This is a genomic window from Luteococcus sp. H91, assembly GCF_038433135.1.
GTDB lineage: Bacteria > Actinomycetota > Actinomycetes > Propionibacteriales > Propionibacteriaceae > Luteococcus.
On the sequence record NZ_JBCDMV010000010.1, the window covers coordinates 1 to 23,246 of the forward strand.

21 protein-coding genes and 2 pseudogenes are annotated in these 23,246 nt (G+C 64.4%); 15 read left to right on the plus strand and 8 right to left on the minus strand.

Annotated features, from left to right (window positions below):
* Both AAEX57_RS06755 and AAEX57_RS06760 read left to right on the plus strand, forming a co-directional pair.
* On the plus strand, positions 1-485 hold a 485-nt coding region (locus AAEX57_RS06755), incomplete at its 5' end, for a transposase (protein WP_342097769.1).
* Between the two features lie 16 nt (positions 486-501).
* Positions 502-690, plus strand: a pseudogene (locus tag AAEX57_RS06760) (transposase); the annotation flags it as partial.
* A 121-nt stretch (positions 691-811) separates the two neighbouring features.
* Here AAEX57_RS06760 and AAEX57_RS06765 read toward each other — a convergent pair.
* Positions 812-1,975 (minus strand): ROK family protein, encoded by a 1,164-nt coding sequence (locus tag AAEX57_RS06765; protein ID WP_342091579.1) that lies wholly within the window; start codon positions 1,973-1,975, stop codon positions 812-814.
* Between the two features lie 128 nt (positions 1,976-2,103).
* On the opposite strand from AAEX57_RS06765, the gene AAEX57_RS06770 reads away from it, so the two are divergent.
* Genes AAEX57_RS06770 through AAEX57_RS06815 form a run of 10 tightly spaced genes read left to right on the plus strand, consistent with a single transcriptional unit; the run spans position 2,104 to position 13,937 of the window.
* Positions 2,104-3,426 carry an ABC transporter substrate-binding protein gene (locus tag AAEX57_RS06770; RefSeq protein ID WP_342091580.1) on the plus strand — a complete coding sequence of 441 codons (1,323 nt, stop codon included), beginning with the start codon at positions 2,104-2,106 and terminating at the stop codon, positions 3,424-3,426.
* A 5-nt stretch (positions 3,427-3,431) separates the two neighbouring features.
* Positions 3,432-4,319: a carbohydrate ABC transporter permease gene (locus AAEX57_RS06775; RefSeq protein WP_342091581.1), complete on the plus strand. Its 888-nt coding sequence runs from the start codon at positions 3,432-3,434 to the stop codon at positions 4,317-4,319.
* Complete coding sequence (locus tag AAEX57_RS06780) at positions 4,316-5,179, plus strand: carbohydrate ABC transporter permease (RefSeq protein WP_342091582.1); 864 nt, start codon at positions 4,316-4,318, stop codon at positions 5,177-5,179. Before AAEX57_RS06775 ends, AAEX57_RS06780 begins: the two co-directional genes overlap by 4 nt.
* Positions 5,180-5,206: 27 nt before the next feature.
* Positions 5,207-6,286 (plus strand): ABC transporter ATP-binding protein, encoded by a 1,080-nt coding sequence (locus AAEX57_RS06785; protein ID WP_342091583.1) that lies wholly within the window; start codon positions 5,207-5,209, stop codon positions 6,284-6,286.
* The gene (gene ggh / locus AAEX57_RS06790; RefSeq protein WP_342091584.1) at positions 6,283-7,611 is read left to right on the plus strand and encodes a glucosylglycerate hydrolase; all 1,329 of its coding nucleotides are present in this window, start codon (positions 6,283-6,285) and stop codon (positions 7,609-7,611) included. The genes AAEX57_RS06785 and ggh overlap by 4 nt, the downstream gene beginning before the upstream one ends.
* Positions 7,608-9,281 carry a sugar phosphorylase gene (locus AAEX57_RS06795; protein ID WP_342091585.1) on the plus strand — a complete coding sequence of 558 codons (1,674 nt, stop codon included), beginning with the start codon at positions 7,608-7,610 and terminating at the stop codon, positions 9,279-9,281. The genes ggh and AAEX57_RS06795 overlap by 4 nt, the downstream gene beginning before the upstream one ends.
* A 2-nt stretch (positions 9,282-9,283) precedes the next feature.
* Positions 9,284-10,327 (plus strand): zinc-dependent alcohol dehydrogenase, encoded by a 1,044-nt coding sequence (locus tag AAEX57_RS06800; RefSeq protein ID WP_342091586.1) that lies wholly within the window; start codon positions 9,284-9,286, stop codon positions 10,325-10,327.
* A 3-nt stretch (positions 10,328-10,330) separates the two neighbouring features.
* Complete coding sequence (locus tag AAEX57_RS06805) at positions 10,331-11,380, plus strand: Gfo/Idh/MocA family protein (protein WP_342091587.1); 1,050 nt, start codon at positions 10,331-10,333, stop codon at positions 11,378-11,380.
* Complete coding sequence (locus AAEX57_RS06810; RefSeq protein WP_342091588.1) at positions 11,380-12,675, plus strand: glycoside hydrolase family 36 protein; 1,296 nt, start codon at positions 11,380-11,382, stop codon at positions 12,673-12,675. The genes AAEX57_RS06805 and AAEX57_RS06810 overlap by 1 nt, the downstream gene beginning before the upstream one ends.
* A complete protein-coding gene (locus AAEX57_RS06815) occupies positions 12,672-13,937 on the plus strand; it encodes a Gfo/Idh/MocA family protein (RefSeq protein WP_342091589.1) in 1,266 nt (421 codons plus the stop codon). The genes AAEX57_RS06810 and AAEX57_RS06815 overlap by 4 nt, the downstream gene beginning before the upstream one ends.
* A gap of 67 nt (positions 13,938-14,004) precedes the next feature.
* Here AAEX57_RS06815 and pdxA read toward each other — a convergent pair whose 3' ends face one another.
* The 5 genes and pseudogenes from pdxA to AAEX57_RS16225 all read right to left on the minus strand — a co-directional run.
* Positions 14,005-15,006, minus strand: a complete 1,002-nt coding sequence (gene pdxA, locus AAEX57_RS06820) for a 4-hydroxythreonine-4-phosphate dehydrogenase PdxA (RefSeq protein WP_342091590.1) — start codon at positions 15,004-15,006, stop codon at positions 14,005-14,007.
* A 2-nt stretch (positions 15,007-15,008) separates the two neighbouring features.
* Positions 15,009-16,292, minus strand: a complete 1,284-nt coding sequence (locus AAEX57_RS06825) for a four-carbon acid sugar kinase family protein (protein ID WP_342091591.1) — start codon at positions 16,290-16,292, stop codon at positions 15,009-15,011.
* On the minus strand, positions 16,285-17,346 hold the full coding sequence (locus AAEX57_RS06830; RefSeq protein ID WP_342091592.1) for a 2-keto-3-deoxygluconate permease: 1,062 nt from the start codon (positions 17,344-17,346) through the stop codon (positions 16,285-16,287). The genes AAEX57_RS06825 and AAEX57_RS06830 overlap by 8 nt, the downstream gene beginning before the upstream one ends.
* Before the next feature lie 88 nt (positions 17,347-17,434).
* Positions 17,435-17,881, minus strand: coding sequence for a GntR family transcriptional regulator (locus AAEX57_RS06835; RefSeq protein ID WP_342091593.1), 447 nt, complete (start codon positions 17,879-17,881; stop codon positions 17,435-17,437).
* Positions 17,882-17,947: 66 nt separating this feature from the next.
* Positions 17,948-18,334: pseudogene (locus AAEX57_RS16225) on the minus strand (winged helix-turn-helix domain-containing protein); the annotation flags it as partial.
* Positions 18,335-18,392: 58 nt separating this feature from the next.
* Between AAEX57_RS16225 and AAEX57_RS06840 the strand changes: the two are divergent.
* Entirely contained in the window at positions 18,393-18,761 is a 369-nt protein-coding gene (locus AAEX57_RS06840) for a PH domain-containing protein (RefSeq protein ID WP_342091594.1), read from the plus strand.
* Positions 18,762-18,806: 45 nt separating this feature from the next.
* The gene (locus tag AAEX57_RS06845) at positions 18,807-19,172 is read left to right on the plus strand and encodes a nuclear transport factor 2 family protein (protein WP_342091595.1); all 366 of its coding nucleotides are present in this window, start codon (positions 18,807-18,809) and stop codon (positions 19,170-19,172) included.
* A 21-nt stretch (positions 19,173-19,193) separates the two neighbouring features.
* On the opposite strand, the gene AAEX57_RS06850 is transcribed toward AAEX57_RS06845, so the two are convergent.
* Positions 19,194-19,544 (minus strand): hypothetical protein, encoded by a 351-nt coding sequence (locus AAEX57_RS06850; RefSeq protein ID WP_342091596.1) that lies wholly within the window; start codon positions 19,542-19,544, stop codon positions 19,194-19,196.
* A 1-nt stretch (position 19,545) separates the two neighbouring features.
* On the opposite strand from AAEX57_RS06850, the gene AAEX57_RS06855 reads away from it, so the two are divergent.
* The gene (locus tag AAEX57_RS06855; protein WP_342091597.1) at positions 19,546-19,845 is read left to right on the plus strand and encodes a hypothetical protein; all 300 of its coding nucleotides are present in this window, start codon (positions 19,546-19,548) and stop codon (positions 19,843-19,845) included.
* Between the two features lie 158 nt (positions 19,846-20,003).
* Here AAEX57_RS06855 and AAEX57_RS06860 read toward each other — a convergent pair whose 3' ends face one another.
* Positions 20,004-23,240, minus strand: a complete 3,237-nt coding sequence (locus AAEX57_RS06860; protein WP_342091598.1) for a DEAD/DEAH box helicase — start codon at positions 23,238-23,240, stop codon at positions 20,004-20,006.
* Between the last annotated feature and the right edge of the window lie 6 nt (positions 23,241-23,246).

Consider the following 23,246-nt stretch of genomic DNA (forward strand, 5'->3'; position numbering starts at 1 on the left):
CCGCCCGCGGTGAAGCCACACGCCTGGCGAGACGGATCATAGACCTCGACCACGACCTTGCCACCGCGACCAGACGCATCCTCGAACTCCTGCGCATGAGCCCTGCCTCCGTGCTGCTCGAGGAACCCGGGATCGGACCCATCACCGCGGCCGTCGCATTCACAGCATGGTCACACCCCGGACGCATCCGCTCCGAAGCCGCCTTCGCCAGCCTGGCCGGGACAAGCCCCATCCCAGCATCCTCCGGCAACACACAACGCCACCGCATCAACCCCGGCGGAGATCGCCGTCTCAACCAAGCACTCCACATGGCAACAGTCACACGCATGCGCATGGACCCCCGCACCCGCGCCTACGTCGAACGCCGCAGCGCCGAAGGACGAACACCCCGAGAGATCCGCCGCTGCCTCAAGCGCTACCTCGCCCGAAACATCTACCGAAAACTCAACGCAGCCGCAGCCAACTGCACCCCGAGCCCTGCTTGACAGACATAGGAGATTCAACGGGTTGCTGCGCCAGTACTTCCCGAAGGGAACCGACCTGTCCCGCTGGACAGCAGAGGACCTGGAAGCCGTCGCCCACACCCTCAACAACCGGCCCCGCAAGAGTCTCCAATGGAAGACCCCGGCCGAGGTCTTCGAAGAACAACTACGATCGCTTCAACAAGCCGGTGTTGCAACGACCGGTTGAACCTGCCCAATGTTGCAGTAGGCCCATGGCAGGTGGGCGAGGCGCTGGGGCCAGCCCGGGGCACCTCGCCTCGGACCTTAGCTGTAACACCCCACTGTCACATTGGTGTGACAGTGGGTCTTCATGCATTTGCCCCCACCAAGGTGTTGATCGCCTCCGGCGAGAGCGCGAGTTCCATCACCAACGCCAGCAGTCCAGCTGCCGTGGTGTCGTCACCGCCAACCACCCGATAGTCCGCCGCGGTGCTGATCCGGTCGGAGACCTGAAGCTTGATGGACTCGATCACCCGGTCGGCAATCGTGGGACGCCCCCCCAAGAAGCCGCCGAAGACCACGTACTGCGGATTCGAGACCTGCACAAGCCCACCCACCTGCGTGCCCAGAATGGTGGCTGCGTGATGCACGGCCTCCATTACCTGCACATCGCCTTGGTCATAGCTGCAGACGAGGTCACCAACATCGGAGATGTCATCACGCGCAAACTCCTTGACGAGAGCACGCCCCGAGGCATAGGCGGCCAGGCATCCTCGGCGACCGCAGGTACAGGTTGGGCCTTCGCCCGGGGTGATCTGCAAGTGACCAAGATCCCCGGCCGCTCCTGACGTGCCCCGCATGATGTGCCCGCCCGTCAAAAGGCCAATGCCGATGCCGGTGGAGTACTTCACCCCGAGCAGCACACCATCCGGATCCATCGGTGGCACCTCAGCCGCGGCGCCAATGGCGAATGCTCGCGCGTCATTCTCCACTGCCACCGGCACGCCATATCGCTGTGCAAGACGCTCGCTTAGTGGATAAGAAGCCTCGGGCATGGCCACCGACGGGAGCCGCCGCCCGGTGTGCACATTAACGGGAGTCGGGATCGCCAATCCGAGTCCGATCAACCTCTTGCCGGGGCGCTCGGCAAGCAATTGATCCACCAACCCCTCGACTCGATCGGCCAGATCCTCCAATGGTTCTGCCGCTGTGCGCAGGCAGGTCAGCTCCCCCAGTACCTCACCGCTGGCTGTATAGAGGGCGACGGCCGCCCGATGGTGGCCTACATCAATGGTCAAGACGGCGCGCTCCGAATCGTCGAAGGCCAGCAGGCTCGCGGGACGTCCTCCCGTGGAGTCCGTCACGCCAGCCTCACAGATCAGGCCGGCATTGGTGAGCTGGTCCAACCGGCCGTAGAGGGTCGAGCGCGCCATCCCGGTGTGAGTAAGGAGTTGCTGGCGCGTCATACCCCCGGAAAGGCGGATCACATTGAAGAGCTCGCCAGGACTGGCGGCGGAGATCTGCGACGGCAACTGTCGCTCCTGACATGTATGAAAGTCTCTTGAGCCTAGGGGTTGGCAACCCACAACCTATGTCCTACGCTAGCACTAAAGGCCTAATGATTCATTGTCGAACATAAGCCCGGGCGAAGGAGACAACGATGTCAAACGTGAGCAAGATCAACATGAGCCGCCGCACCTTGTTTGGTCTGGGTGCCGGAATCGCGGCCACCGCCACCATGAGCGCGTGCAGCGGCGCCAGCACGACGGGGGCAGGAGCCGGCGATGCTGTCTTCTTCTCCACGCAATTCGCACCGGTCGAGGAGAAGCAGCGCTTCGAGAAGATTCTCGCCACCCACGTCACCGATCCGAAAACGTCCTTCACCTCGATGCCGACGGCGGACTTCACCACCCAGCTCAAGTCCCAGGTGGATGCCAAGAAGCTGTCGATCAGCGCCGTCGGCGCCTTGCACGGTGATCTCACTCCCTTGGGTGACTACCTGGAGGATGTCGATGAACTTGTCTCCGACGCCAAGTCCGCCGGGATCAGCGACGAGCTGCTGGAGCTCGGGAAGCTGGGTGGATCCACCCAGAAATACATCCCGTGGATGCAGGCGTCCTATGTGATCTGCGCCAACAAGAAGGCGCTGCAATGGCTGCCTGCCGGCGCGGATGTCAACGCAATCACCTATGACCAGTACCTGCAGTGGGCCGTCAATGCGAAGAAGGCCAACGGCAAGGCTGTATTCGGCTTCCCCGCTGGCCCGAAGGGGCTCTACCACCGTTTCCTGCAGGGTTACCTGCTGCCCTCGTTCACCGGCGGCACCATGAGCAAGTTCACCTCTCCAGAGGCCCTCAAGGCATGGGAGTGGATGGCCGAGTTCTGGAAGAACTGCAACCCGGCTTCCACAAACTACGACTACATGCAGGAGCCTCTCAGCCGCGGGGAGGTGTTGGTCTCGTGGGATCACGTCGCCCGCTTGGCCGATGCCCCCAAGGAGAAGCCCGAGGACTGGGTCATGGTGCCCAGCCCAATCGGCCCCAAGGGTCTGGGATATCTCCTGATCGTCGCCGGCATGGGCGTCCCCAAGGGCGGCGACAAGGGCATCGCCGGAAAGATCATCCAGGGGCTGTCCACCCCTGAGGCGCAGATCGAGCTGCTCAAGCAGAACTCCTTCTTCCCCGTGGTCAAGGCAACGCTGCCCAGCGATCTAGCCGCGCCGGCAAAGATGGCGGCCGATGCCATCGCCAAGCAGGCTGCATCCCCCAAGGCTGTGCTGGCGCTACCGCCGCTGGGTCTGGGTGACAAGGACGGCGAGATGTCCCAGGTCTTCAAGGATCTCTTCCGGGAGATCTGCCTCCAGAACGTCGCCCCGGCCACCGCGGTGAAGAAGTACGCCGCAAAGGCCCAAGGAATCCTGGATGCCGTCAAGGTTCCCTGCTGGGCGCCGGACCCGGATCAGAACCCCTGTCAGATCGGTTGAGCGCGATGAGCACTTCTACAGACATGACCGCCCCCATCAAGGGGCGGTCACGCCTGTCGCCGGCCTTCTGGCTGATCCTTCCGTCGGTGATCTTCATGCTCTTCCTGTTCGCCTATCCGATGGTGGACGGCCTGCGGATGGCGCTGGTTGATCGCCGCTCGGGCTCCTTTGGGTTGGCGAACTTCACCACAATGGTGTACGACCCCCAGTTCTGGACGGCGGTACGCAATACCATCGGGCTGATCGTGGTGATCATCCCGCTCCAGTTCGTCTTCGCCCTGGCCATGGCGCTGTTGTTGCAGGCCAAACCCCGCGGCAGCGCCCTCTACTTCTACCTCTGGGCGATCCCCCTGGCGGTCTCCGACTTGGCAGCTGGTCTGGTGTGGCTGTCGATCTTCTCCGACCGCGGCTTCCTGAACTCGTTGCTGGTCAACATCGGGCTGCAGCCCTTCTCCTGGCTCTCCTATGAGTCCCCGAGCACTCAATTCATGGCGGTAGCCTTCGCTGAAGTCTGGCGAGCGACTTCGCTGGTCCTGGTGATCATCGTCTCCGGCATGCAGGGAATCCCGAAGGACTACGACGAGGCCGCGGCGGTCTTCGGCGCCTCCTACTGGCGTCGGTTCAAGGAAGTCACCCTCCCCCTGCTTCGCCCGAGCCTCCAGGTGGCCCTGATCCTGCGAACCATCCTGGCCTTCCAGACCTTCGCGGTGGCCCAGGCACTGACAGGCGAGGGCTTCCCTCTGCTTGTCGGCGAAACCTACCGCTGGTACTCATCCCTGAACAATCCTAACGTCGCCTCCTCCTACGCCATGGTGATCATGCTGGTCTCAATGCTGACCGCTGTGATCTACATGCGCGTCCTGCGCGACCAGACGAAGCAGGTTGACGCATGAGCACCCCACAGACCCCACCCGCGCAGGTTCCTGTCGACTACGCACCCTTGCGACGTCACAAGCGAAACCGCGCCCTGATCCAGCTCTGCTGCATCCTGGTTTCCTTGTTCATGGCCGTACCGATCTATTTGATCGCGCTGTCCGCGTTCAGCACCAGACAAGGGCTCAACCAGTTCCCTCAGCCCTTCTGGCCCAAGAACTTCGGCACCGACACGATGTCCGTCTTCCTGGGTTCGACGGGTATCACTGCCGGCCTGATCAACTCGCTGATCGTAGGCCTCGGCACGCTCATCGTGAGTTCCCTGATCGGCGCACCAGCGGGGTACGCCATCGCCCGCTTCGCCTTCCGCGGCAAGGACCCCTACCAGCTCTTCCTGCTCTTCACCCGTGCACTGCCGATCGTCGTGCTCTCCGTCCCCCTGGCGCGGCTCTTCCTGAGCAGCAACCTGTTCGACACCCCGTTTGCGGTCGTCCTGCTGCACACCGCGCTGGCCCTGCCGACCACGATTCTGATCACGTCCAGCGTCTTTCTTTCGGTTCCGGTCGATGCGGAAGAGGCTGCCCGGATCTTCGGCTGCACCCCAGCCGGAGCTTTCCTCCGGGTGGTCCTGCCGCTGGCCTTGCCCGGCATGGCCGCTGCCTCGATCTTCACCTTCGTGATGAGCTGGAACGAGGTTCTGGGTGCCACCATCCTCACCTTCACCCAGCGCACCCTGCCCGCCCAGGTGCTCAGCTCACTCACCGACAGCCCCTTGGCCTACCGCTTCGCCGGCGGCCTGGTGCTCGTCATTCCCGCACTCATCTTCATCGCGATCATGCGCAAGTACCTGCTCAACATGTGGGGAACGACGATCCGATGAACACCGCCACGAATCAAGGGGCCCACCATGGCTGACATCCAGATCAACAACCTCGTGAAGGTCTACCCGGGCAGCACCGAGAAGGCCAATGACGACGTCTCGATGTACATCGAGGACGGCCAGTTCATGGTTCTGCTCGGCCCCTCGGGCTGCGGGAAGACCACGCTGCTCCGCCAGATTGCAGGATTGGAACTGCCCACCAGCGGCTCGATCACCATCGGCGGCCGCGATGTCACCTACATGCCCGTGCACAAGCGCAACTTGTCCATGGTCTTCCAGAGTTATGCGGTCTTCCCGCACCGTCGGGTGCGACACAACATCGCCTTCCCGCTGGCGATGAAGAAGATGTCCAAAGCCGAGATCGAGAAGAAGGTGGCCTGGGCCGCGGACTTGTTGCAGCTCGGCGACTACCTGGACCGTTTCCCCGCCCAGCTCTCCGGCGGTCAGCGGCAGCGTGTCGCGGTCGCACGTGCCATCGTCAGTGATGCCGACGTGCTCTTGATGGACGAACCGCTGTCCAACCTCGATGCCCTGCTGCGCCTCAGCTTCCGTTCCGAGCTGAAGCGCATCGTCGAGCAGCTGGGCACCACCACCGTCTATGTGACCCACGATCAATCCGAGGCGCTCTCCCTCGGCGACCAGGTCGCCGTGATGCGCAAGGGTCAGGTCAGCCAGCTGGCCAAGCCCTTGGAAGTCTACGAATGGCCCGCCGACACCTTCGTCGGAGGCTTCATCGGTTCCCCACCAATGAACTTCTTCGACGGTCAGCTGCACGACGGCAAGATCGACCTCGGCGGGCATGTGCTGGACGCCCCCGCGGGGGCACCCGTAAGTGGTGCCGTCCGGGTCGGCGTTCGAGCAGAAGCCATCCACGTGGCAACCGCCGCAGCCGAGAACACCGTGCCTGCCGAGGTGCTCGTGGTGGAACCGCTCGGTTCCTCGACCCTGCTCACCGTCGACGCCGGCGGCAGCCAGCTAAAGGTGCAGACCGAGGCCACCGTCTCGGTGCGCTCCGGCGACAAGATCACGCTTCACATTGCTCCGAGTGCGATCCGACTGTTCGACCCCGAGACGGGAATGGCTTGGCTTACCGGTGATGCCCGATGAAGCCCGACACCGAAATGCTGCAGGCTGCCGCGCTTGAGGTTCTTCGCGCCAATGACACGGGAACCATGGTGACCGCCGCGCCCAAGCTGTATCCCCACCAGTGGTCCTGGGATGCTGCTTTCGTGTCGATCGGTCTGGCCCACGTGTCGGTGGAACGCGCCATCACGGAGTGGAAGACAATCTTCGACGCGCAATGGAGCACCGGCATGCTCCCCCACATCGTCTTCGGCTTTGCACCTGATTACTTTCCCGGCTTCGCGGCCTGGGGCACAGACGTGGCGAAGGCCCGCCCCGATGGCATCGAGACTTCGGGGATATGTCAGCCGCCGGTGCACGCCTTGTGTGTGGAGCTCGTGTGCCAGATCGGTTTGAAGAAGGGCGGCGAGCAGGCGGAGCTGGCGCGTGCCTTCATGGCGGATGCGCTGCCGCGGTTGGCCCGCTGGCACGACTGGCTATCCTCGGCCCGGGACCGCGAGGGCCTGGGCGTGATCGAGATCCACCACGGTTGGGAATCCGGGATGGACAACTCCCCCCGGTTCGATCCCATCTATGACCGGGTCCAAGTCGCCGAACCCAAAATGCTGCCCCGGACAGACCTCAAGCACGCGGACCCCGCCGAACGGCCGTCCGACCGCGAGTACCAGCGCTACATCTGGCTGATCGACCAAATGATCTCAGTGGAGTTCGACGACGATCGAATCCCCGACGTGATCGACTTCCGATGCGGCGACATCTTCATGACGGCCTGTCTAGCCGCATCCGCCGATGCGCTGGCCCGGATGGCCAGCTCGCTCGGTGACGGGGAACTCGCCGCCCGGGAGCGCACCCGTGCAGGGAATTACCGCTCAGCGGTGGCCTCCTCGATCGCCCCGGAAACGGGGCTGTGTCGCGACTACGACTACACCGAAGGGCACTGGCTGGACATCGAGTCCATCGCCGGCTTCTCCATGCTGGTATGCGGCGGCGACGAGGCCCTGGTGACCCGGCAACGAGAGATTATCCGTGGCCTCCGCTGGATGGGCCACCCTCGGAATCTCCATCCGTTGCCCGGGAGCATCAGCCTTGATGACCCAGCCTGCCGCCCCCGGGAGTACTGGCGGGGGCCAGTGTGGCCCATCATGAACTGGCTGTTGTCCTACTGCGCCACCCAGAACGACGACGTCGAGCTGGCCGGAGAACTGCGCACGGCGGGCTTGGCCCAACTTGGCGACCTACAATTCGGGGAGTATTACGAGCCATGCACCGGCGAGCCCCTCGGCAGTCACCAGCAGTCGTGGACCGCCATGGCTGCCATTGACTGGTTGGACGAAGAGCGCTGGCCATGACCTTGGATGTGCTCGTCGCGCGGCTGTACCCGCAGCGTTCAGCTGAGGTGTCAGGATCGCTGTACTCCCTCATGAGCAGTTACGTTCCGAAACTCCACCAGGCCAGAGCCGGTCAGCATGTCACCCGACGGCGATGGAGTCAGAAGGACGCCATCCTGATCACCTACGCCGACATGATTCGCAGCCGGCAGGATGGTTCACCATTGGCTACTCTCACCCGTGTCCTTCCCGAGGTGACCCAGGGAACGATTCCCACGGTGCACCTGCTGCCCTTCTTCCCCTGGTCATCCGATGACGGATTCAGCGTGGTCGACTACCTCAGTGTCGATCCTGCCGTCGGCTCCTGGCAGGATGTCGCAGACTTGGCCCAGCAGGCAGACCTAATGTTTGATGCCGTCATCAACCACGTCTCTGCAGAATCCCGGTGGTTCCAGAGCTTTCTTGCGGGGGACCCCGAGTTCAGGAGTTGGTTCATCACGGTCGACAAGGGGACCGACATCAGTGCCGTGGTGCGTCCTCGCACTTTGCCTCTGCTCACCGAGTTCCCCACAGCGCGGGGCCCACAGCTCGTCTGGACCACCTTCAGCGCCGACCAGGTCGACCTCGACTACGGGACGCCCGAAGTACTGCTGGCCATCATCCAGGTCCTGCTGGAGTATGTCGCCCGTGGGGCCAGCGTGATCCGGCTGGATGCCGTCACCTATCTGTGGAAGAAGCTCGGTACCACCTGTGTTCACCTACCCGAGACTCATGCTGCGGTGCAACTGATCCGCTCCGTCTTCGACGAACTGGCACCATGGGTCAGCATCATCACCGAAACCAATGTGCCCCATGCAGAGAATGTTTCCTACTTCGGCGACGGGCACGACGAGGCCCAACTTGTCTACAACTTCGCACTACCCCCGCTGGTACTACACAGCTTGCAGACGGCGGATGGCACCGCCCTGTCTCGCTGGGCATCGTCGCTTGCCGCCCCCTCGGCCGACACCTGCTTCTTCAACTTCCTGGCCAGCCACGACGGCATTGGGGTGCGTGGCGCCGAAGGGATCCTCACCCCCGAGGAACTGACCCAACTGGCCCGGCGGGTGGAGGAGCATGGCGGCCTGGTCGGCTACCGCACAGCACCCGACGGCACGGCCCTCCCCTATGAACTCAACAGCAACCTGTTCGATGCGATCAATCGTCCGGATGCCGACGAACCGCTTGATGTGCAGGTGCGACGCTTCATGACCGCCCAGAGCATCATGCTCAGCCTTCCGGGCGTGCCTGGCATCTATCTGCATTCGCTCGTCGGATCGCGGGGATGGCCTGAGGGCGTTGCCCAGACCGGGATGAACCGCACCATCAACCGGGAGAAGCTCGACGCCGAAGTGCTCTTGCCAGAGCTGGCGGATCCAACCCATCGTCGGGGCATGGTGATCGGTGAGTACCGCCGGCTGTTGCGAGTGCGTGCTTCCTTGACCGCCTTCTCGCCCGACGCTCCATCCGAGGTGCTGGACGTGCACCCCGGTCTGTTCGCCATTCGCCGAGGCACAGAGCCCCCGGTGGTGTGCATTCACAACCTCACCCCCCAAGCCATCACAGTTCCGTGCCCTGGGACGGACATCATCAGCGGACAGCGGCTGGAATCGGTGCCGGCTTGGGGACACTGCTGGATCATCGAGGAGTAACCATGGGACAGGTACTGCGCTTCACCGCACCCGGGCAGGTGGACATCGTCGAGGAGTCACTGCCCCGGATGTCCGGTGCGCAGGTGCATGTGCAGACCCTCTTCTCCGGCATCTCAGCCGGAACGGAGCTCTCTGCTTACCGCGGAACCAATCCCTACCTGACTCGTACGTGGGATCCCGATCTGTCACTCTTCCTGCCCGAGGCCGGTGCCGGTGTGGCCTATCCCCTCACCGGTTGGGGCTACAGTGAGGTCGGCCGAGTGACCGAGATCGGCTCCGATGTTGACGCCGTACAGGTCGGGGACGTCGTCTGGGGCATCTGGGGCCATCGCACCGAGGCTCTGTTGAACCAGGAGAGCCTGCGGGGCCATGTCATGCCCTTGGGCGCGCAACCCGAAGCGGGCACCTTTTCCCGGGTCGCATCCGTTGCTCTCAACGCAGTGCTCAATGCCCAGCTCGGAATCGGCTCCGTGGTCGGTGTCATGGGGCTCGGGGTGATCGGACTACTCTCCGCCCGGTTCGCAGTCCTTTCTGGTGCGACCGTGATCGGAATCGACCCCATCGCCTCCCGACGGGAACTCGCCGCGGCATGGGGTGCGCACCACGTGATGCCGCCGAGCGCTGATCTCGCCCTTCAAGTACGCGGGCTCACCGACGGGCTGGGTGCCGACGTCGTGCTGGAGCTGTCCGGGAATGACCAGGCATTGCACGAGTCAACCCGCTTGGTGGGGCGTGACGGGATCGTCGTCGCTTCCGGCTTCTATCAGGGAGCTGCCACAAACCTGTGGCTCGGCGAGGAATTCCACCACAACCGGGTACGGCTGCAGTGTTCCCAGATCGGTTCGGTACCGCCGCAGCTGGCGTCCCGCTGGAGTCGAGAACGGCTCGTCCAAGCGGCCACCAGCCGAGTTCTACAGGGTGACCCCGACGTCGGCAGCTTGATCAGCCACCGCTACCCGCTCGATGAGGCAAGTCGCGCCTACCAACTGCTCGACCAGCATGGGAACCAGACACTGCAGGTCTTGTTCACCATGGGTGAGGACTGAGACATGCTGCCCGGCACTCCCGATCACCGGCCCCGCATCCCCGCGTCACCGCCCGGCATCGGCATCCTTGGCTGTGGGAGGATCGCCCGCAGCGCTCACCTCCCTGCCTACCGGCAGTACGGACTGCCTGTCGTCGGGGTCTGGAGCCGCTCCGGAACCAGGGGGGTACTGGCAGATTTCCCGGAGGTGATGCGCAGCTACCAGTCGGCAGAAGAGTTGCTCCGTGACCCCGCCGTCACGGTGGTGGACCTCGCCACCGGCCCCACCGGGCGAGTCGACTGGATCGCGCGGTGCGTAGAAGCCGGCAAACACGTCCTGGTGCAGAAGCCATTGGTGGACGACTGGTCAGAGCTTGATCGTCTGATGCCGGTCCTGGACCGGGCCGATGCTGCTGGCGTCGTGGTGGCGGTCAACCAGAACGCCCGCTGGGCACCGACCTGGCGCTTGGCCACCCGACTCGTGGAACATGGAGCAATCGGCAAAGTGGTGGGGGTCACCCACCTCCATGACAAGTCGCTGCCGCCGATCGTCGGCACCCCCTTCGACGACGTTCAGCACATGCTGATCTCCGACTACCTGATGCACTGGATCGACATCACCTGCCTGTGGTTGGGCTCACCGGTCACCCGAGTCGCAGCGCTCGACTCCCGACTCCCCGGCCAGCCATCCGAGTCCCGTAACCCGTGGGCCGCGGTGGTGAACCTCTGCGCCGAGAACGGTGCGACCGCCACGCTGCGGGTCAGTGGGAATGCGGTTGCCAGCCGAGGCGGATGCCCCTTCTGGATTCACGGAACCGAAGGGACGTTGCGTGGCAGCATCCTGCTGGGCTCGGATCGGCTGACCTTGGAGCGTGATGGCCAGCACATCTCGTATGACCTCCAAGGACAGTGGTTCGTGGACGGATTCGCCGGGACGATGGGCGAGCTGATGTCCGCCATTGCCGAATCGCGGGAACCCGAGAACAGCGCACGTCTGGTGGCCCCCTCAGTCCAGGCCATGCTCGCCGCTGTCGACTCTGCTCGAGCCGACGGGCGCCCTGAGCAGGTGTCGTGATGTTCACGGCGATCGACGAACTCCGGTGCGGCGACGATTTGCGGATGTACGCCGAGGGGTGGCAGAGCTGGAGCGAGACCGGATGGATGCGCGAGGCGAGCGTCCAGCCGCTGGACGACGCGGAATACAAGATGCGTTTCCGCCCAGACAAGCCCCTTCCTGACAGTGGTATCCAGGCCGAAGGCCTTCTGGTGGTGGATCCGGGAAATGGCGATCCGGTCATTCGTTACACCGTCCCGGATCCCTGCCAGGAAGTGGCAAGCATCCGTGCGGTGCGTCATGGTGACCACGTCGTGGTCAGTGCCGACGGCCCGGTTGTCCGCACGTCCGCCGCGACTGCCCAAGAGGCGCTGGAAAGTTACCCGGACCTGCTTGGTCCAATCCACATTCCGGAGCCGCTCAACGTGTGGTGCTCCTGGTACCGCTATTTTGAGGATCTCACGGCCAAGGACGTCCTGGAGAACCTAGATTCCATCGCACGGGAAGACTTGAACGTCGACGTGGTCCAGATCGATGACGGTTGGACTTTGGGACTGGGACACTATGCCGTCGTCTCCCCCGAATTCGGCCCGCTAGACGCGACGATCGACCGCATCCGCGCCGCTGGCAGGCGGGCCGGAATCTGGCTGGCTCCCTTCTTGGTGGGGCGGGACACTCCCGTCGCGCACGATCATCCTGACTGGCTGACCTCCGCAGCTGGGCGGAACTGGGGCACGGATCTGGTTGGTCTGGACCTTACTCACCCAGGAGTGCAGGAATTCTTGGCTGGACTGATCAACCGTCTCGTCGCGCACGGTGTCAGCTACCTAAAGCTGGATTTTCTCTATGGCGGCGCTGTCCCCGGTCAGCGATACGACGGCAGCCAGCCTGTCGCCGCTTATCGCAGGGGCCTGGAGCTGATTCGAGAGACGGCCGGGGATGAGACCTTCCTGGTGGGCTGCGGGGCACCATTGTTGCCGTCGGTTGGACTGGTCGATGCCATGCGCGTCTCCCGGGACACCTTCCACGAGGATGCGAGGTCCGGCGAGACTGGGCTCCGTGGCGGGCCAGCGGTGCGGTCTCGCAGCTGGCAGCACGGCCGCTTGTGGATCAACGACCCTGACTGCATCGTGATGCGCCCCGGCTATCCCTTGCGCCATGAATGGGCAGACATCGCCACCCGCCATGGCGGCATGCGCTCCTTCTCCGACCGGATCGGAGAGTTGGACCAGATTGGACTGGACCGGGTGCGGGCATACCTCGCCCACCGCCCCACCACGATGCCCTTCACCGGCCCCGAAGGAACGTTGCCATGACCACTCCCGTCCGCTATGCCATCGCCGGGGCAGGTTCCCGAGGACGCAGCTATGCCAACTGGATCCGGCAGCACCCGGACCGAGCACTGCTTCTCGCGATTGCGGATCCCACCACCTCAGCCGCCCAGAGCATCGCCCTCGACCATCGACTCCGCGATGACAGCATTTTCGGGAGCTGGCAAGAAATGGTCCAGAGCCAGCCGGACGTGAATGCCGTGATCGTCTGCACTCAGGACAATGATCACGTCGCACCCGCCATAGCCTTCCTGCGAGCCGGATACGACGTCCTGCTCGAAAAGCCGATGGCGCCAACGGAGCCCGAGTGCCACAAGATCACTCAGGCAGCGGAGGCTTCGGGGACGATCTTCTCCGTCTGCCACGTCATGCGGCACACTCCCCTGACGGCAGCCATCAAGCGCATGCTCATCGAGGGACGCGTCGGACAGATCATGAGCGTTGAACATCTGGAGCCGGTGGGTTGGTGGCACCACGCGCACTCCTATGTGCGCGGCAACTGGTGCCAGCAGGAGAGTTCGTCCTCCATGCTTCTGGCCAAGAGTTGCCATGACCTGGACTGGCTGCTCTACATCGTGGGCCAGCCGTTGGCAAAGGTATCCAGCTTTGGGACACTCAGCCACTTCACAAAGCAAAACCAGCCCGCAGAGGCCGCCGACCGCTGCCTTGACTGTCCGTTGCAGGATTCATGCGCTTATTCGGCGACCAGGATCTACTTGACCAAGGCCAGGCTGGGAGCTTTCGACTGGCCACTGGACGTCATCACCCACGACCTGACCTTGGCCGGTGTGCACCAGGCCCTGCGAGAGGGACCATACGGTCGATGTGTGTATTCATGCGACAACGATGTCGTCGATCATCAAGTCGTCGCCATGGAATTCATGGGCGGTGCAACCGCCGTGTTCACCATGACCGCATTCACCGAAAAGGCCCTTCGCAAGACTCGCATTTTCGGAACGCTTGGGCGTCTCGAGACTGACGGGGAAGAGATCAAAATTCTGGACTTTCGCACCGGCCGTGAGACTGTCACACCGGTCGGATTCGGGGAGCAGATAGGAGCCTCGCAGGGGCACGCTGGTGGCGACGACGGATTGATGGACTCCTTCACCACAGCCGTCGCTGAGCGTGACCAAAGCCTGGTCAGCGACGCGTCCTCGGCCCTCGCGAGCCATCTGGCCGTCTTTGCCGCTGAACGTTCACGACTAACGGGGACCGTCATTGACCTTGTTGACGGCCAGAGCCAATAGCCAAGACGAGCCCGTCCTGTCCGAAGCCCGCCCGGGTTCGCCCCGGGACGGGCCATCGCTCAGCGTCTCACTTCACCGCGGCCAGCGCCACCGCCTGGTGCATCGCCTCGACCATGCTCTCGGTCTTGACGATCCCCTTGCCCGCAATGTCAAAGGCCGTGCCGTGGTCCACCGAGGTTCGGATCACCGGCAGTCCCACCGTGATGTTCACACCGGCCTCGATACCCAGCACCTTGACCGGGCCGTGGCCCTGGTCGTGGTACATCGCGACGATCAGGTCGTAGTCGCCGCGGCCGGCCAGGTAGAAGGCGGTGTCGGCGGGCAGCGGGCCGTCCACCCACATTCCGTCGGCCTTCATCTTCTCGACGGCGGGAATGATCTTCTCCTCTTCCTCACCTTGGCCAAACAGGCCGCCCTCACCGGCGTGCGGGTTGATGGCGCACACCCCGATGTGCGGGTTCTCGATCCCCGCGCGCCGAAGCGCATCCCAGCCGCGACGGGTGGTCCGCTCCACCAGCCCGGGCTCGATCTTGCGCACCGCATCGATCAGGCCGATGTGCGTGGTGACGTGGATCACCCGCAGTTGGGGGCTGGAGAGCATCATCGAGACCTCGGGCGTATTGGTCAGCGCCGCCAGCATCTCGGTGTGGCCGGGGTAGTTGTGCCCAGCCATGTGCAGCGCCTCCTTGTTCAACGGCGCGGTGCAGATGGCCTGCACGTCGCCGGCCATCGCCAGCTCGGCGGCCTTCGCGATGTACTCATACGCGGCGTGCCCGGCCTCCTTGCTGAGCTGGCCCCACGCGAGGTCCTCGGGCAGCAGGTCCAGGTCGATCACGTTGATCCGGCCCGCCTCGTCCACCGCCTCGGAAACCTCCTGGATGGCGACGATCTGGGCGTCGATCCCCATGATCTTCGCAGCCTGCTCCAGCCGCTTCCTGTCGCCCAGCACAACGGGCAGGCTCTCGGCCCGGACCGACTCGTCAACCAAGGCGGCGACGGTCACCTCGGGGCCAACCCCGGCACCGTCACCCATCGTGACCGCAACAACCGGCTTCGTGGACTGGGACATGACTACTCCTTACTATCTTCCGTCTGAGCAGGTACCCCAGACTGGATCAACGATATGATTTCGCCCAACAGACCGGGCCCTCCAAAGCCTCCCGACTTGGTGACGACGGGAAGCCCAGAGAACCTTGTCTCCTGAACTATCCCAAGAGGCGTTCCTTCGGCCACCGCACGCAGAACGCGCAGCTTGCGGACTCCCATCTGCGCCAAAGTGGCAGCCGCGCCATCGCCACCGACAAGGACAAGCGCGCCAAACGGCACATGGTCCAGAGCATCTGCCGCCAAGCCAGCCAGCTGTCCTGCCACCCTCTGGGCAAGCTCCTCACGATCATGCACATCGCGGAGCTTGGACGGGTTGGCGCGAACAATGACATTCCCTGGTCCAGAGTCCACAAGCGCCCGAAGCTGACCCCGAAGGGTCGGAAGCGCGTCAGCTGACGTGAGCTGCGCGGGATGCGGGCTGAACACGATAGCGTCGCCGCCCTGCGCGCCTCCAATGTAGGCATCCACCTGGTCCTGACTCACGTCGTGTACAGATGAGACGACCACGAGGACACGACCACTGATCGGCAGTGGATCTTGGTCCGGCTGAACGTTCGCTGCTGGCAGCGAGCGGGCCATTGCCTTGGCAAGCCCAGCGGATCCCACGGGGATCGCTCGATCGCCCAGCATCATGATGGCCTTCGCAATGACCTCAACGTCATGTGGAGACATGGCATCAATGATGACTTGCCGTGCGCTTGCCTCCCTGATGTGGCGAGCCAGCTCCGTTGCCTCTCCAGGGTTCTCCAATCCAACAGCATCGGGCACGAGATCGGCCATCAGCGCCGAGGGGACCGGACAGACGGGGTCACGCCCGGAAGGAGTCTCCGTGACCTCGATGCCATTGACCTTCAGGATTCCGTCCTCAATAGTCCTGGCGAGCGCCGGGTAGGCCGGACAGATCACTGCGACAGAATCTGGATGCCGTCGACTCCAAGCGTCCAGGGCTCCGGTCACTTGATGCGATACCGAGCCTCGCATCGTCGAATCGATCTTGAGGAAGATGGAATTCGCTCCGCGTTCCATGGCATGATCCAGAAGTTGCCGCGTCCTTGCTCGCGCCAATCCCCCGAGGGATCGACTGTCACTGGACACGGAGGTCACATCGACAGATCCTGGATCCCACTGAGAAGCGTCGGAGGCATCCATCAACAACTCCGTGGAGCAGCCTGCCAAGGCATAGGAGACGGCGCAGTCGTTGGCACCTGTGAGATCATCAGCGATCACCACCAGCCCAAGATCACTCATTGGACGCGCTCCTCAGCGCTGCAGCAACGTCCTCATGCTTTCCGGTACCACTGTCGCTCGTCAACTGATCATGCAAGCCGCCTTCCCTACGCAGCACCCACGCCGCAAAGAGCGGTGCCAGAATCGCAGAGACGAGGACAGCCGCCGCCACCTGTGCTGTCGCTGCCTCGACAAACGGCTGATATGTCGGGTCGGCCTGCGCAACGATGAGAGGTGTAGCGATGGCGTTGCCAGCTGTTGTAGCGGCGGCAAAACCCATACCCGATTCGTCACGCCTCCGGAGGAGGAACCGGTAACCGAGGTAGGTGGAAAGCCCAGTGATCAGACAGGATGCCATACCGAGGAAGATGCCGACGGCTCCCCCGGTGGCGATTGCGCGCAAGTTGATTCCTGTCCCGAGCGCAAACGAGAAGAACGGGATCACGATGGCACCCGTCGGACGCATCACATTGGTCCAGGTGGGATTCAGGTTGCCAATCAGCATGCCAATGAGGAGCGGAAGCACCGCCGCGAGCATGAGGGTCCAGGGGATCGAGGCCAGACCGGAGACCCCAAGGAAGAGAAGTGTGAAGAACGGACCATCGTTCACAGCTGACGCGATGTAGGCGCCACGGTCCCGGTAGTCACCATACTTCCCCGTGAAGGCGAGCCAGATGCCTCCATTCGAGTTTGAGACCACGGTCAGCAAGGCTAAGAGTGAGACCCCTAGAAGGCCATTCGGTCCGGTGACGAGTCCCAGCGCCACGATCGCCAACCCTGGAATGATCGTCTTCATCAAGAGGATCACTCCGGTGTGTGCCAGAACAGGACCGGAACTCCGCACAGTGATCTGCATGCCCGTGGACAGAATCAACAGCGCAATCAGAGGCGTCGCCGAACTCTTGAACAACCCGGTGGTGAAGCTGCCCAGTTCGAGGAATCCGGGGAAGAATGTCCCCACCACGGAGCCCAGGATGAGCGGAATCACCATCGCGCCACCTGGAATGCGACCCATCCACTCATACAGCGGGAGCACGTTGTGTGGTCCGGCCGGTGCTGCACTTTGCGAAGACATCCTTGTCCCTCCAAGTCATGCGTACCACTTGTACGTACATGTAGTGTCAATGCTCCCCTCGACAAAGTCAAGACCTTCTGCAGCATCCTCAGATGGTGGTCTCCACGTCGAACTCCACCCTGTCCCCCCGGTGGAATGTGGAGAAGACTTCCACCAGCTCCCCCTCCTTCGATGTGGTGATCCCCTTCAGCAGCAACACCGGAGTACCAACCTCCGCACGCAGTGCGGCACCAACCTCGAGTGACGCTGGCACCGCTGCGATCGTGCGTCGCGACTTCTCGAGCTCAATGCCAGCTTGGCTCCGAAGCAGCGAGTGGAGAGAGGCATCCACCAAGGCATCTTCGTCAAGTACGCCTATCAGGCGGGCAGGCAAGTAGGTCTCGATCAGCGCCAGCGGATAGCCAAAGCCGTATCGCAATCGCTGGACACGCAAGGCATCTTTCGTAGCCCATTCCCTTGGCGCATCCTCGAAATCGACCAACCCAAAACTGAGCACTTCGGTCCGAGTGCTCGTTCCGAGTTGCTCCATCTGCATGCCCAAGCCATTCAAGGACTGGACTACCCGCCGAACACGGGACGGGGGCACCGCGAAACTCCCCTTGCCACGAACCGTTGTGACCAGCCCCTCGCTACTGAGAGCACGCAGAGCCTGACGGACAACGGAGCGTGAAACTCCAAATTGGGCTTGAAGCTGCGATTCGGACGATAGGGGCCCCTGGATGCGCTCATCAACGATGTCCCGGCGCAGAACCGCAGCCACTCGGAGGTACAGCGGGCCTTCGTCCATGACTCCGTTAGGAGCACCCTCATCCTCGAACTTCATCACACCCCCAGCCCTCAGCCCTGAGCAACATCGACTACATAGAGAGTGCCCTGCTTCCCCCCCAGAGCGCCAACCACCCCCCTTTCGGATCCTTCGCCCTCCATCGCTGTCCGCTCGGCGAACTCCTCTGCCGCCCTCGGCACGGGAGGCGGTGACGTTGCGCATTCCCTTGCCCACCGGGGCCTTCGGCGGACCCCCTCATCGCGGAATCAGGAGATGCACCATGGAAATGACCGCCATCGCCACTTGGACCTTCGTTGGCGAATGCCCGATCCCGGCAGATCTGCAGCCCATCCTGGTCGGGGACGAACGACCCGTCGCCGCCTACAAGACCTTCCGCGACGCGGCCGTCTTCACGACCAAGCGGCTCATCGTGCGGGACTCACAAGGCCTGACTGGCAAGAAGGTCGAGATGTACTCCTTGCCCTACAGCTCGATCAACATGTGGTCGACGGAGAACGCCGGAACTCTGGATCTCAACGCCGAAGTTGAGCTGTGGACCCGCGCTGGCCACATCAAGATCAAGTTGGGCAAGGGCGTCGACGTGCGGAAGATCGACAGCCTGATTGGTTGGGCCGTCCTGAACGGTTGAGACTGGGTGCTGCGGCAACAATCCCCCGCACGGCACCATGGAGACATGAGCGACGAAATCGAGATCCTGGCCAACTGGAAGACGCAGCTGCGCGCGATGGACGAAGCAGACACCCAGACCCTGGCCCAGTGCTTCACCGCCGACGCCGTCCTGGTGCACATGACCGGCTACCGCCAACCCCTCGACGAGTGGCTGGCCGGCATGCGCGCCGGCGAGTTCGTCTACCACCAGGTACTGGAGCACGACGTCCACGTGACCGTCGGCGACGACAGCGCGTCGCTGCACGGGCACATCACCACCGGTTACCGCCCCGACGGCTCGGGCCAGGCCTGGCCACTGGATGTGCGCCAGACCTTCGTCAAGAACGGCGACGAGTGGCTGTGCACCGAATCGGTCGTTCGGCTGGGCTGATGGAGCCATCACGCCTCATCGCTACGTCGACCAGGTGACCACGTCGCCGGTGTCCGACGGCTGGTAGCGCACCGCCTGGAATTGCAGGTCCGGGTTGTCATGCCGGACGGCAATCCAGCCCTCGGCGCACTCGCCCAGCTTCACCCGACGCTCCGGGTAGGGCGGCTGCCAGCCCTTGTCGGCCGGGAATTCGCTGATCTTGGTCCACACCGGCTTGGTGCCACCCTCGCCGTCGATCACCTGCACCGACCACGGGTCCGTGCTCACCCTCGTCGTGCCGTCGGCATTCTGCCCGGCATGTGCCGTGGTGTAGCAGACCCGCACCTTCCACCCGACGCTGATGCCGTCCTTGCCATGCTCCGAGCGCAGCATCGTGACGTCGAAGTTGGTCAGGTGTGCGGTCTTCCCGGCAGCCAGCGACAAGTTCTGGGCAGGCTTCTGCGACGGCCCAGCCGACGGCGAGCCGGACTCCCCCTCGGGACTGCGGGAGGTCGCGGGAGTAGGGGCCGCCGATGTCGCGGCGGTGGGCGTGGGGCTGGGTGGCGCGGAACTCGCGGGCGAGGAGCCGGTGCTTTCCTTCGGCGTCGTGACGGGCAACGACGACGTCGACGGATCCGCCTGGCCAGGCGTTTCACTCGGCGGGGCTGCCGGGGTGTCACCGCTGGAGGACTGACACCCCGCCGAGAATGCCACCACGGCCATCACGAGAATCACGTACCGCGCGTAGTGAGTCATGTGCCCAGCTTGGCATCCCCCCGGGACCAAGAGAACGGGTCAGACCCCGGTTCGGCTGGCCGCGAACTCCTGGGCACGGGCGACGACCCCCGTTGATCAGTCGAACAGCCCGCGGATGTCGTCGGCGCTCAACGCCCCGGCCACCGCCGCGTCACCGCCGTCGACCACCTGGCTGAACAGTTCACGCTTGCGCTGCTGCAGCTCCACCACCTTGGCCTCGATCGTGTCCTGGCTGACCAGCCGGTAGACCATCACCGTCTTGGTCTGGCCAATCCGGTGTGCGCGGTCCACGGCCTGCGCCTCGGCGGCGGGATTCCACCACGGGTCCAGGACGAAGACGTAGTCGGCCTCGGTCAGGTTGAGTCCGAAACCACCGGCCTTGAGGCTGATCAGGAAGACCGGGGCGGTGCCCGAGCGGAACTCGTCGACCCGTTCCTGGCGTTTGCGAGTGCGACCGTCCAGGTAGACGGTGCGGATCCCCTCGCGCTTGAGCCGGTCGCGCACCATCCCCAGAAAACCGGTGAAGGAGCTGAACACCAACGCCCGGTGCCCACCGGCCACCACGTCGTCGAGCATCTCCACCAGCGCGTCGATCTTGGCCGACGTCACATCCCGCGAGGCCTCGTCCACCAGCCCTGCCGCCAGGCTCAGCTGCCGCAGCCGGGTCAGCGACGCCAGGATCGCCACCCGGTTGCGCTGCAGGTCGCCCACCAGCCCCAGCACCTTGCGTCGCTCATGGTTGAGGTGCCGCTGGTAGACCCGCTGATGCTGCGGGGAGAGTGGTACCTCCACCATCTGCTCCTGCCGCGGCGGCAGCTCGGGCGCGACGGATTCCTTGGTGCGGCGCAGCATCACCGGCTTGATCCGGCGCAGCAGCCGGGCGAGCACGACGTCGGCATCATCGGCGCGCTGCTCGATCGGCTTGGCGTAGCCATCCTTGAACTCCTTGGGCTCCGGGAAGAGCCCCGGAACGGTCAGGCTGAGCAGCGCCCACAGGTCCATCAGGTTGTTCTCCAGCGGCGTCCCGCTCAGCGCAAAACGTGCCTTGCAAGGGATCCGCCGCATCGCCTGATAGGTGCTGGCCGTCGGATTCTTGACGAACTGCGCCTCGTCCAGGAAGACCACCTGCCAGCCGACCCGCTCGAACTCCTCCACGTCCAGCCGGGCCACGGCATAGCTGGTGACCACCAGGTCCGCGCCGTCAATGGTCTGCGCCAGGGAATCGGCGCGCTTGCGTCCGGTGCTGGTCAACGCGACGGTACGCAGCCCGGGCACGAACCGCTCCGCCTGCTCCACCCATCCACCGACCACGCTGGACGGGGCCACCACCAGCGCCGGGCCGGTCAGCTCGTCGCGTTCCCGCAGCAGGGCCAGCAGCGCCAAGGTCTGAACCGTCTTGCCCAGACCCATGTCGTCGGCCAGGATCCCACCCAGCCCGACGTCCTGCAGGAAGTCCAGCCAGGCCAGGCCGCTCAGCTGGTAGGGCCGCAGCTCCGCGGCCAGGGTCGCCGGTGGCGCGACGTCCTGCGGGCCGTGCGCCTGCAGCAGTCGCGTGGAGGCACGGGTCCACGCCTCCGACTCCCGCGAGGTGACACCGAGGGCCTTCAGTTCCTCGAACCAGCCGGCGTGCTCGGGCCGCAGCCGCACCTTCACCTCGCCACGAATGGGGTCGGTGATCAGCTTGGCCTCGTCCAGCAATTCCTTCAGGCGCAGGATTTCCGGATGGTCCAGGCTGACCCAGCCGCTCTCCAGCACCAGATGGTCCTGCCCGGCGGTCAGCGCCCGCAACAGTTCGGGCAGCGGCACCTGATCGTCGCCGACGCTCATGCTGATCGACAGGTCAAACCAGTCCCGGCCGGCCGCGTCGTCCACCTCGACGCTGATGTCCGGGTCGGTCAGTTCGGGCAGCGCGTGCATGTCCCCGTGGTGGATGATCTCGACGTCATCCCGCCCGGTCAGGGTGGCCAGGTGCGCGAGAGCGCGCAGCGCCGATGACCCGGTCAGGGTGAGTCGGGTGGGCGGGGCGCCGGGGGCATCGACGTCGCCGCCGGGAAGCAGCTCGTCGACGACGGGCCGCAGGGCCGCCTCCGCGGCGCGATCCCGAATGGCCAGATCCCGCCCCTTGGCGGGCAGCACATCCACCTGACCAGGGGCGACGCCGTAACGGTAGCCGACCTCCAGCCGGGCGGCAGCCGGTTGCCGGGGGCCGGGGCGGCTGGCGGTGACCTCCACCAGCACCCGGGGCTTGCCGACGGTGGGCAGCTCGACGTCGTCGGCCACCCGCACCGCGACCATCTCTCGCAGTCGGGGCAGGAAGGTGAAGGCCAGATCCGGCACCTCGGCCTGCGGAATGTGCATGGGTCGCATCCCGATCAGCGCAGCCTGCTGCGCGGTCAGCGGGGTACGGAAACCGCAGGCCTCCATCACGCCGTCGCGACGGCGAAAGAGCGCCCCGTGGGCGGGGTCCCCGACGAAGAACTGTGGGGTGGCCTCATCTTCGTCGCGCTGCACCGTGAAGGCCAGCCGCAGGCCGTCGGGGCGCGCAGTGACCCGGGCCTCCAGATCCAGGCTGGCGCCAACGAACTCCGCCTTCCCGGACTGCTTGGCCGGCACCAGTTCCACGCCAACCTCAGCCGCTTCGGCCAGCAGCGCCCAGATGCCGTGATCCACGTCACGCAGCCCGATCGCATTGCGAGAGGAACCGTAGTAGTAGCCCAGCTGCCGGGTGCGAGAAACCAGGTCTGCGTTGGCGCTGATCGCGCGCAGCACCCGGGCGTGAGTCGGGTGGAATCCGCGCAGATAGGGCAGCCGGTCCCAGCGCAGGTCGCTCTTCACCCACTGCCCGCGGGCGCCCTGCTTGAGGGGTCGAAATTCGATGTCGTCCTTGGTCACGGTGTATTCCAGCGCCAACGGGGAGCCCTCCGCGGGGCCGTCGTCGACGCCGACCAGCCGGCCGAGATCCTGCCGCCAGGAGGACTGCCTGGGCTCGCGGGCCACCCGATCGCGCAGGTAGATCAGCAGGGCCACGGCGTGCTTGCACTCCCACCCGACGGGGCAGGAACAACTGGTCTCCAGATGGCCGGCGGTCACGCTCTGCAGGTCCGCCACCTGGGCCTTGGGGATCCCGTTCAGGTGGACGCGGCAGGTGTACGACTGGTGGCCACTGCCGCTGACCTTGCCGACGATGGCGGTGGTGCCGACCACCTCGTACCGCAGCACCTTGCCGCGACGGGCATAGTCCTGCCCCCGCGCAAAGCTGTTGGGGTCAAAGGCGCGGCGCAGAATGTCGTCGGTGACCAGGCTGAGCCAGGAGGGCGGTGGGGCGGGCGGCACCCGGCC

Coding starts and splice junctions, on each gene's coding strand:
- AAEX57_RS06770 (WP_342091580.1), top strand. CDS start 2,104: ATGTCAAACGTGAGCAAGATCAACATGAGCCGCCGCACCTTGTTTGGT.
- AAEX57_RS06775 (WP_342091581.1), top strand. CDS start 3,432: ATGAGCACTTCTACAGACATGACCGCCCCCATCAAGGGGCGGTCACGC.
- AAEX57_RS06780 (WP_342091582.1), top strand. CDS start 4,316: ATGAGCACCCCACAGACCCCACCCGCGCAGGTTCCTGTCGACTACGCA.
- AAEX57_RS06785 (WP_342091583.1), top strand. CDS start 5,207: ATGGCTGACATCCAGATCAACAACCTCGTGAAGGTCTACCCGGGCAGC.
- ggh (WP_342091584.1), top strand. CDS start 6,283: ATGAAGCCCGACACCGAAATGCTGCAGGCTGCCGCGCTTGAGGTTCTT.
- AAEX57_RS06795 (WP_342091585.1), top strand. CDS start 7,608: ATGACCTTGGATGTGCTCGTCGCGCGGCTGTACCCGCAGCGTTCAGCT.
- AAEX57_RS06800 (WP_342091586.1), top strand. CDS start 9,284: ATGGGACAGGTACTGCGCTTCACCGCACCCGGGCAGGTGGACATCGTC.
- AAEX57_RS06805 (WP_342091587.1), top strand. CDS start 10,331: ATGCTGCCCGGCACTCCCGATCACCGGCCCCGCATCCCCGCGTCACCG.
- AAEX57_RS06810 (WP_342091588.1), top strand. CDS start 11,380: ATGTTCACGGCGATCGACGAACTCCGGTGCGGCGACGATTTGCGGATG.
- AAEX57_RS06815 (WP_342091589.1), top strand. CDS start 12,672: ATGACCACTCCCGTCCGCTATGCCATCGCCGGGGCAGGTTCCCGAGGA.
- pdxA (WP_342091590.1), bottom strand. CDS start 15,006: ATGTCCCAGTCCACGAAGCCGGTTGTTGCGGTCACGATGGGTGACGGT.
- AAEX57_RS06825 (WP_342091591.1), bottom strand. CDS start 16,292: ATGAGTGATCTTGGGCTGGTGGTGATCGCTGATGATCTCACAGGTGCC.
- AAEX57_RS06830 (WP_342091592.1), bottom strand. CDS start 17,346: ATGTCTTCGCAAAGTGCAGCACCGGCCGGACCACACAACGTGCTCCCG.
- AAEX57_RS06835 (WP_342091593.1), bottom strand. CDS start 17,881: ATGCAGATGGAGCAACTCGGAACGAGCACTCGGACCGAAGTGCTCAGT.
- AAEX57_RS06840 (WP_342091594.1), top strand. CDS start 18,393: ATGGAAATGACCGCCATCGCCACTTGGACCTTCGTTGGCGAATGCCCG.
- AAEX57_RS06845 (WP_342091595.1), top strand. CDS start 18,807: ATGAGCGACGAAATCGAGATCCTGGCCAACTGGAAGACGCAGCTGCGC.
- AAEX57_RS06850 (WP_342091596.1), bottom strand. CDS start 19,544: ATGCTGCGCTCGGAGCATGGCAAGGACGGCATCAGCGTCGGGTGGAAG.